This window comes from Pseudomonas sp. 22189, assembly GCF_052045635.1.
Classification (GTDB): domain Bacteria; phylum Pseudomonadota; class Gammaproteobacteria; order Pseudomonadales; family Pseudomonadaceae; genus Aquipseudomonas; species Aquipseudomonas parakoreensis.
Genome location: NZ_JBQEPG010000056.1, coordinates 1 through 8,372, shown reverse-complemented (window position 1 = coordinate 8,372; position 8,372 = coordinate 1). Strand labels below are relative to the sequence as shown.

The following is an 8,372-nucleotide window of genomic DNA, read 5'->3' as shown; positions in this document are numbered from 1 at the left end:
CTTTTGATTCTGATCTTCAAAGGCTAAGGCAAAAGCTCGCAGCCTGCGGCAGCTCCTACAGGACACCGGTCAATGCCAGCTTCATGCTTGGTATCGAGCATGGCGTCAGGCCCGGGTACACCGCAGATTACTGTGGGAGCTTGCCTGCAAGCGATGAGGCCATGTGTGTCGCCGCAGGAAAACCGAGGCGGAATACGGTCATGACGCCGGGCAAGCTCTTCACCTCCGCCACCCCCTGATGCAGGCTCATGATCGAGCGCACGATTGCCAGGCCCAGCCCGGTGCTGCCCTGCGAGCGCGAGCGGGCACTGTCGACGCGATAGAAGCGGTCGAACAGGTGCGGCAGGTGTTGCGCCTCGATGCCGACGCCGGGATTGCTCACCAGCAGTGAAGCCTGCGTTGCGCCTTGCTCGATCAGCAAGGTGATGGTTTTGCCGTTCGGGCAATGGCGCAGCGCGTTGGACAGCAGATTGGAAATCGCCCGCTGAATCATCAGTCGATCGCCCAACACCGAGGCGCTGCCGACAACATTCAAGTGAATCTGCTTGTCCTGCGCCGCCAGCGAAAACATCTCCGCGACCTTCGCCGCTTCTGCCTCCAGCGCCACCGCTTCAAATGGCGCCAGTGCCGACGGATGACTGACCTGCGCCAAAAACAGCATGTCCGAGACAATCCGCGCCACGCGCTCCAGCTCCTCGGTGCAGGACACCAGCACGTCCTTGTACTCCTCGGTCGTACGCTCGCGGGACAGCGTCACCTGGGCCTTGCCCATCAGGTTGTTGATCGGCGTGCGCAGCTCATGCGCCAGGTCATCGGAGAACTGTGACAACTGCTGCACCCCGGCATCGAGGCGATGCAGCATGAAGTTGATGCCCTGCGCCAGTTCGCTCAACTCCTGCGGCATGTTCACCACCGACAGCCGATGCTCCAGATCCTGCGTCGAGACCATCGCCGCCACTTTGCGAAACTCGCGCAGCGGCGCCAGTCCGCGCTGCACCGCGCCCCAGGCTGTGAGGCCGATGAACACCAGCAACAGCGGCAAGGCAATCAGCGTCGAGCGCAGATAGGCGCTGAGCAGCGCCTGATCATGTGCGTTGTCCATCGACAGCAGCACCGGCACGCTGCTGCCGTCCTTGAGCCGAATCAGCTTCGACGCGGTAAGGAACTTTGCGCCCTCGTCATCGATGCTTTCGCTATAGGCCAATTGTTCGGTGGTGGTTCGCACTGCGCGCAATTCGGCGCGTGGATCCTTGAGTCCCGAGCCAGATTTGAGCAGCGGCGTACGCAGGTTCGAACGGTCATAAATCGTCAGTGTCAGGTTGTCATGGCCCATGACCTGATCGAGCAGAATGTGCGGCTTGCCGCTGACTTCATTGGCGTCGACGTACAGCGACAGGCTGTGCTCCACCTGCGCCATCTTCTTTTGCAGGCTGTCGCGGGACAGGGCATTGAGCTCATGGGTCAGGGCGAAATAGGCAAGGATCGCCAGAAACACCACCAACAGCGCGCCGAGAATACTTACCGTCAGACCGAGGCGCATCGACAGGCTGGCCGGCTTCATTCCCGCGCCTCCAGCACGTAGCCGACACCGCGCAGGGTGTGGATCAGCTTGTTGTCGAACGGGTCATCAATCTTCGCCCGCAAGCGGCGGATCGACACTTCGACCACGTTGGTGTCGCAGTCGAAATTCATGTCCCACACCAGCGAGATGATTTGTGTGCGGGTCAGCACCTCGCCGGACTGGCGCATCAACAAGTGCAGCAGGGCGAATTCCTTGGTGGTCAGGTCGATGCGCTGCGCCCCCCGAAACGCCCGATGCCGGCCCGGATCCAGTTCCAGATCAGCGACTTTCAACACCTGCGGCACTGGTATGTTTTCGCTGCGGCGCATCAGGGTGCGCACCCGCGCCAGCAGTTCGGGAAACTCGAACGGCTTGACCAGATAGTCGTCGGCGCCCAGGTCCAGACCGCGAATCTTGTCCGCCAGCCGCCCGCGCGCGGTGAGCATCATCACCCGTGTGGAGTGGGTACGGCGCAGTTGTTCCAGGACGCCCCAGCCGTCCAGTTCCGGCAAGTTCACGTCGAGAATGATCAGGTCGTACGTCTGCTGTTGCGCCAGATGCAAGCCATCGGCACCGGTGGCGGCGTGGTCAACGATATAACCACTTTCGGTCAAACCCTGATGCAAGTATTCGGCAGCTTTAAGCTCGTCCTCGACGACAAGGATTCGCATGATCTTTCACCACTTTCATTTAATGGATGTTTAATTAAGGCGGTCGGGAAAGTTGTTGTTTTTGTAGGGCCTTGCGCACGTTTCAATCACTTGATGCCAGGCACGGTAAAGGCTGAAGTGGCTACAGGGTCAACGAGCGGAGCCTTTAAAACGGCGTTGCGCGACACCCTGTCGCAGTTAAAAAAGCAAATTTCCGCGACTTCGATTTCGGCAAGTGCTGTTTGGCAGATAACCCGTGCGTATGTGTTTCGATGTATTACGACAACGCCTTTTGCACTTCGCATCCTAGAACAAAACAACTTTGCTGAACCGTGGATAACGGATTTGTAATGTTCCAGTCACCTTGTCGATAAGTTAAAAACTCTAACGTGGCGGCATCGAAAAATCCTGAATAAAGGAAGCCCTCCATTGCCCGGTTTAATTGAACTGACGGCGCGATCACGCCTGAACAAAACCGCCAGCGGCCTCTTGTTGCTGGCGTGCAGCAGCCTGACCAGCGCATCGGCCCTGACGCTGGATCAGGCGCTGCAAAGTGCCTTCGCCGGCAACCCCGACCTCGCCGCCGCGCAGTGGGAAATCGGCATCGCCGAGGGCGATCGCCAACAGGCTGGCCTGATTCCAAACCCCGAAGTGTCGTGGGAGGCCGAAGACACCCGGCGCAACTCGCGCACCACCACGCTGATGCTCAGTCAGCCGATTGAGCTGGGCGGTAAACGCGCAGCGCGGATCGATGTTGCCAGCCGCGCGCAGGACGCTGCCAGCATCGAGCTGGAGCGCAAGCGCAATGCCTTGCGCGCCGATGTGATTCAGGCGTTCAACAGTGCGCAAACCGCGCAGCAACGCTTGCAGCTGTCGCGTCAGTCACTGCAACTGGCCGAGCACGGTTTGCGCGTGGCCCAAGGGCGGATCGAGGCCGGTAAATCGTCGCCGGTCGAAGGCACCCGGGCACAGGTGCAGCTCTCGGAAGTGCGCCTGGAATTGAGCCGCGCCGAGCGCGATCAGAGCAACGCGTATCAACAGTTGGCGCAGGTCATGGGCGCGCCGTTGCCGACTTCGACCAACGTGCAAGCCGCCACGCAAAACCTCGCCACGCTGCCGCCGCCCGGCCGCTTGCTCGAGCGTCTGAACCAGACCGCCGAGCTGCGTCTGGCGAAACTGCAGATCGATCAACGCGAAGCCTCGTTGGGCCTGGAAAAGTCCCAGCGTATTCCTGATCTGACCGTGAGCATCGGCAGCCAGTACAGCGAAACCGAGCGCGAGCGGATCAACGTGGTCGGGCTGTCGATGCCGATTCCGCTGTTCAACCGCAATCAGGGCAACGTGCTCGCCGCCGCACGCCGTAGCGATCAGGCGCGGGATCTGCGCAACGCCACCGAGCTGCGTTTGCGCACTGAAGTTCAGACCAGCCTTGAGCAATGGCAGACCGCCAACGGCGAAGTCAACGCGTTCAATCAGACCATCCTGCCCGCCGCACAAAGTGCGGTGGACAGCGCCACCCGTGGTTTCGAAATGGGCAAGTTCGGCTTCCTCGACGTGCTCGACGCGCAGCGCACCCTGATTGCCGCGCGTGGCCAATACATCCAGGCCGTCAGCGAGGCGACCGACGCCCGCGTGCGCCTCGAACGGATCTTCGGCGACCTCAGCGTCAGCCCTTGAATTTCACTTTTCAGACAACTGCGCGATGGCACGGCGCAGAGGAGTTTCCATGGATAAAAAACTGATGGTGGTCGCGGTGGCGACCCTGGCGCTGGGCATTGGCCTCGGTTCGATGTGGCCGGCCAATTCAAATATCGACGCGCATGCCGATGAGGCCTCCGAACATGCCGATCACGCCGAGGAGGGCGCTGCAGCCGAAGGCGAACAGGCCGAAGAAGGCCACATCGAATTGAGCGCCGAGCAGATCGCCGCCGCGGGCATTCAACTGGCCGAGGCGCGGGCGCAAAGCATCAGTCTCGGCCTGTCGTTTCCCGGCGAAGTGCGCTTCGACGAAGACCGCACCGCGCACGTGGTGCCGCGCGTGCCGGGGGTGGTCGAGTCGGTGGCGGTCAACCTCGGGCAAGCGGTGAAGAAGGGCCAGTTGCTGGCGGTGATCGCCAGTCAGCAGATATCCGATCAGCGCAGTGAACAGGCTGCCGCGCAACGTCGCTTGGCATTGGCGCGCACCACCTACGAACGCGAGAAAAAGTTGTGGCAGGACAAGATCTCCGCCGAGCAGGATTTCCTCCAGGCGAAGCAAGCGTTGGAAGAAGCGGAAATCGCCATGAACAACGCCCGGCAGAAAATCAGCGTACTCAGCGGCAGCGTGGTCGCCACCGGCGGCAATCGCTACGAACTGCGCGCACCCTTCGATGGCGTGGTGGTGGAAAAACACCTGACGCCGGGCGAGGTGGTTGATGAAACCACCGCCGCGTTCACCCTGTCGGACTTGTCCCGCGTGTGGGTGACCTTCGGCGTTTCGCCCAAGGACCTGACCCAGGTGCAGGTGGGCAAACCGGTCACCGTCAGTGCGCCGGAATTGAAAGCCGAAGTGACTGGCAGTGTGGCTTATGTCGGCAGTCTGCTCGGCGAACAGACCCGCACCGCGACCGTGCGCGTGACCCTGGAAAACCCGCAAGGCTCGTGGCGACCGGGGCTGTTCGTCAGCGCACGGGTCGCCACTGACAGCCGCGAAGCGAAAGTGGCCGTGCCGGAAACCGCGATCCAGACCGTCGAGGACAAACCCACGGTTTTCGTGCGTACCGACGACGGCTTCAAGGCACAGGCGGTGGAACTGGGCAGCCGCGCCGCCGGCCACGTGGAAGTCACTCAAGGGCTGGAACCGGGCGTGCAAGTCGCCAGCGCCGGCAGCTTCGTCCTCAAGTCGGAGCTGGGCAAAGCCTCAGCCGAGCACAGTCATTAATTCTGGAAGGTCACCATGTTCGAACGCCTGATCCAGTTTGCCATCGAGCAGCGCATCATCGTGCTGCTCGCCGTTCTGCTCATGGCCGGCCTCGGCATCGCCAGTTATCAGAAACTGCCGATCGACGCCGTGCCCGACATCACCAACGTCCAGGTGCAGATCAACACCGGCGCCGCCGGCTTCTCGCCGCTGGAAACCGAGCAGCGCATCACTTTCCCGATTGAAACCGCGATGGCCGGTTTGCCGGCACTGGAGCAGACCCGTTCGCTGTCGCGCTCCGGGCTGTCGCAGGTCACGGTGATCTTCAAGGACGGCACCGACCTGTTCTTCGCCCGCCAACTGGTCAACGAGCGCCTGCAGATCGCCAGGGAGCAATTACCCGAAGGCGCGGAAGCGCTGATGGGCCCGATTTCCACTGGCCTCGGCGAGATTTTTCTGTGGACGGTGGAGGCGAAGGAAGGCGCGTTGAAGGACGACGGCACAGCGTACACGCCGACCGATCTGCGGGTGATTCAGGACTGGATCATCAAACCGCAATTGCGCAATGTGCCGGGTGTTGCCGAGATCAACACCATCGGTGGTTTTGCCAAGGAATACCAGATCGCGCCGGATCCGAAACGCCTCGCCGCGTACAAGCTCACGCTCACCGATCTGATCACCGCGCTAGAGCGCAACAACGCCAACGTCGGCGCCGGCTACATCGAGCGCAGCGGCGAGCAGTTGCTGATCCGCGCACCAGGGCAAGTGGCGAGCACCGAGGACATCGCCAACATCGTCATGGCCAATGTCGATGGCACGCCGATCCGGGTGAAGAACGTCGCCACCGTAGAAATCGGCCGTGAATTGCGCAGCGGTGCGGCCACCGAAAACGGTCGCGAAGTGGTGCTCGGCACGGTGTTCATGCTGATCGGCGAGAACAGCCGCACGGTCTCGCAAGCGGTGGCCAGCAAGCTCGAACAGATCAATAAATCCCTGCCGCAAGGCGTGATTGCGGTGCCGGTGTACGACCGCACGCACCTGGTCGACAAAGCCATCGCCACGGTGAAAAAGAACCTGATTGAAGGCGCGATTCTGGTGATCGCGATTCTGTTCCTGTTCCTCGGCAACATCCGCGCCGCGCTGATTACGGCGATGGTGATTCCGCTGTCGATGCTGTTCACCTTCACTGGCATGTTCAGCAACAAAGTCAGCGCCAACCTGATGAGCCTCGGCGCGCTGGACTTCGGGGTCATCGTCGATGGCGCGGTGGTGATCGTCGAAAACACCCTGCGCCGGTTGGCGCATGCGCAGCAACATCACGGGCGTTTGTTGAGCCGTGCCGAGCGTTTCAAGGAAGTGTACGCCGCCGCGAAAGAGGCGCGGCGCCCGCTGATTTTCGGTCAGTTGATCATCATGGTGGTGTACCTGCCGATCTTCGCCCTGAGTGGCGTCGAAGGGAAAATGTTCCACCCGATGGCGCTCACCGTGGTCATCGCTTTGCTCGGTGCCATGCTGCTGTCGGTGACCTTCGTCCCGGCGGCGATTGCGCTGTTCGTCACCGGCAAGGTCAAGGAAGAAGAGGGCGCGGTCATGCGCGGCGCACGTCGGGTGTATGCGCCGGCGCTGGCCTGGGTCATGGCCCATCGCACGGTTGCGGTGGGCGCGGCGTTGGGCGTGATCGTGCTCAGCGGCGTGCTCACCAGCCGCATGGGCAGCGAGTTTGTACCGAGTCTCAGTGAAGGCGATTTCGCTCTGCAAGCACTGCGCGTGCCGGGTACCAGCCTGACGCAATCGGTGGACATGCAGCAGCGCCTGGAAACGCTGATCCTGGCCAAAGTGCCGGAGGTTGAACGGGTGTTCGCCCGCACCGGTACGGCGGAAATCGCTTCCGACCCGATGCCGCCGAACATCTCTGACAGCTACGTGATGCTCAAACCGAAGGATCAATGGCCAGACCCGAACAAGTCCCGCGACACCCTGATGGCCGAACTGCAAGCTGCAGCCGCGACACTGCCGGGCAGTAACTATGAACTGTCGCAGCCGATCCAGTTGCGCTTCAACGAACTGATTTCCGGCGTGCGCAGCGATGTCGCGGTCAAGGTGTTCGGCGATGACATGGACGTGCTCAACGCCACGGCAGCGAAGATCGCGGCGGCGATGCAGAAGGTCAATGGCGCGTCTGAAGTGAAGGTCGAGCAGACCACCGGGTTGCCGGTGCTGACTATCAACATTGACCGCGACAAGGCGGCGCGTTACGGGCTCAACGTCGGCGATGTGCAGGACACCATCGCCGTGGCCGTCGGCGGGCGTCAGGCCGGCACCTTGTATGAGGGCGATCGGCGCTTCGACATGGTGGTGCGCTTGTCCGATGCCATGCGCAAGGACATCGAGGGTTTGTCGGCGTTGCTGATTCCGGTGCCGGCACTGAGCGGTGCGGCGAACCAGATTGGTTTTATCGCGCTGAAAGACGTCGCCAGCCTCGACCTGGTGCTCGGGCCGAACCAGGTCAGCCGCGAAAACGGCAAGCGTCTGGTGATCGTCAGCGCCAACGTGCGCGGGCGCGATATCGGCTCGTTCGTCAGCGAAGCGAGTGCGGTGATCGAGCGCGAGGTGCAGGTCCCGGCCGGTTACTGGACCCGTTGGGGCGGGCAGTTCGAGCAACTGCAATCGGCGGCCAAGCGCTTGCAGATTGTGGTGCCGGTGGCGTTGCTGCTGGTGTTCGGGCTGTTGTTCATGATGTTCAACAATCTGAAGGACGGCTTGCTGGTGTTTACCGGGATTCCGTTTGCGTTGACCGGTGGGGTCATGGCGTTGTGGCTGCGGGATATTCCGTTGTCGATTTCGGCAGGCGTCGGGTTTATTGCGCTGTCCGGAGTGGCAGTGCTCAACGGGTTGGTGATGATTGCGTTCATTCGCAATTTGCGTGAGGAAGGGCGGTCGCTGGCCGAGGCGATCAATGTCGGTGCGCTGACGCGCTTGCGGCCGGTGTTGATGACGGCGCTGGTGGCGTCGCTGGGGTTTATTCCGATGGCGTTGGCGACGGGCACCGGTGCTGAAGTGCAGCGGCCGCTGGCGACGGTGGTGATTGGCGGGATTCTGTCCTCGACCATTCTCACGCTGCTGATCTTGCCGGCGCTGTACCAGATCGCCCATCGCCGGGATGAGGACGTAGTGCCCATCCGGTAGAACAGCACTACCTTTGTGGCGAGGGGATTTATCCCCGATGGGGCTGCGCAGCAAGCCCGCTTTTTTGGATAAAGAG

The 8,372-nt window shown here is 61.7% G+C and carries 5 protein-coding genes; 3 read left to right on the top strand and 2 right to left on the bottom strand.

Annotated elements, in window-relative coordinates; translation table 11 throughout:
- Positions 1-127: 127 nt before the first annotated feature.
- Together ACTJKS_RS27815 and ACTJKS_RS27810 are read right to left on the bottom strand one after the other, a co-directional pair.
- Complete coding sequence (locus ACTJKS_RS27815) at positions 128-1,561, bottom strand: heavy metal sensor histidine kinase (RefSeq protein ID WP_108182323.1); 1,434 nt, start codon at positions 1,559-1,561, stop codon at positions 128-130.
- Positions 1,558-2,232 carry a heavy metal response regulator transcription factor gene (locus ACTJKS_RS27810; RefSeq protein ID WP_047291700.1) on the bottom strand — a complete coding sequence of 225 codons (675 nt, stop codon included), beginning with the start codon at positions 2,230-2,232 and terminating at the stop codon, positions 1,558-1,560. Before ACTJKS_RS27810 ends, ACTJKS_RS27815 begins: the two co-directional genes overlap by 4 nt.
- A gap of 408 nt (positions 2,233-2,640) precedes the next feature.
- Between ACTJKS_RS27810 and ACTJKS_RS27805 the strand changes: the two genes are divergently transcribed.
- From ACTJKS_RS27805 to ACTJKS_RS27795, 3 genes are read left to right on the top strand one after another with little or no spacing between them, the layout of a single operon-like run.
- Positions 2,641-3,888: a TolC family protein gene (locus ACTJKS_RS27805; protein ID WP_108182324.1), complete on the top strand. Its 1,248-nt coding sequence runs from the start codon at positions 2,641-2,643 to the stop codon at positions 3,886-3,888.
- Positions 3,889-3,937: 49 nt separating this feature from the next.
- A complete protein-coding gene (locus ACTJKS_RS27800; protein ID WP_108182325.1) occupies positions 3,938-5,131 on the top strand; it encodes an efflux RND transporter periplasmic adaptor subunit in 1,194 nt (397 codons plus the stop codon).
- Between the two features lie 15 nt (positions 5,132-5,146).
- The gene (locus tag ACTJKS_RS27795) at positions 5,147-8,296 is read left to right on the top strand and encodes a CusA/CzcA family heavy metal efflux RND transporter (protein ID WP_262949217.1); all 3,150 of its coding nucleotides are present in this window, start codon (positions 5,147-5,149) and stop codon (positions 8,294-8,296) included.
- Positions 8,297-8,372 lie beyond the last annotated feature (76 nt).

What these genes read in the sequence shown, in the direction of transcription:
- ACTJKS_RS27815 (WP_108182323.1), bottom strand. Translation starts at nt 1,561, where the DNA reads ATGAAGCCGGCCAGCCTGTCGATGCGCCTCGGTCTGACGGTAAGTATT.
- ACTJKS_RS27810 (WP_047291700.1), bottom strand. Translation starts at nt 2,232, where the DNA reads ATGCGAATCCTTGTCGTCGAGGACGAGCTTAAAGCTGCCGAATACTTG.
- ACTJKS_RS27800 (WP_108182325.1), top strand. Translation starts at nt 3,938, where the DNA reads ATGGATAAAAAACTGATGGTGGTCGCGGTGGCGACCCTGGCGCTGGGC.
- ACTJKS_RS27795 (WP_262949217.1), top strand. Translation starts at nt 5,147, where the DNA reads ATGTTCGAACGCCTGATCCAGTTTGCCATCGAGCAGCGCATCATCGTG.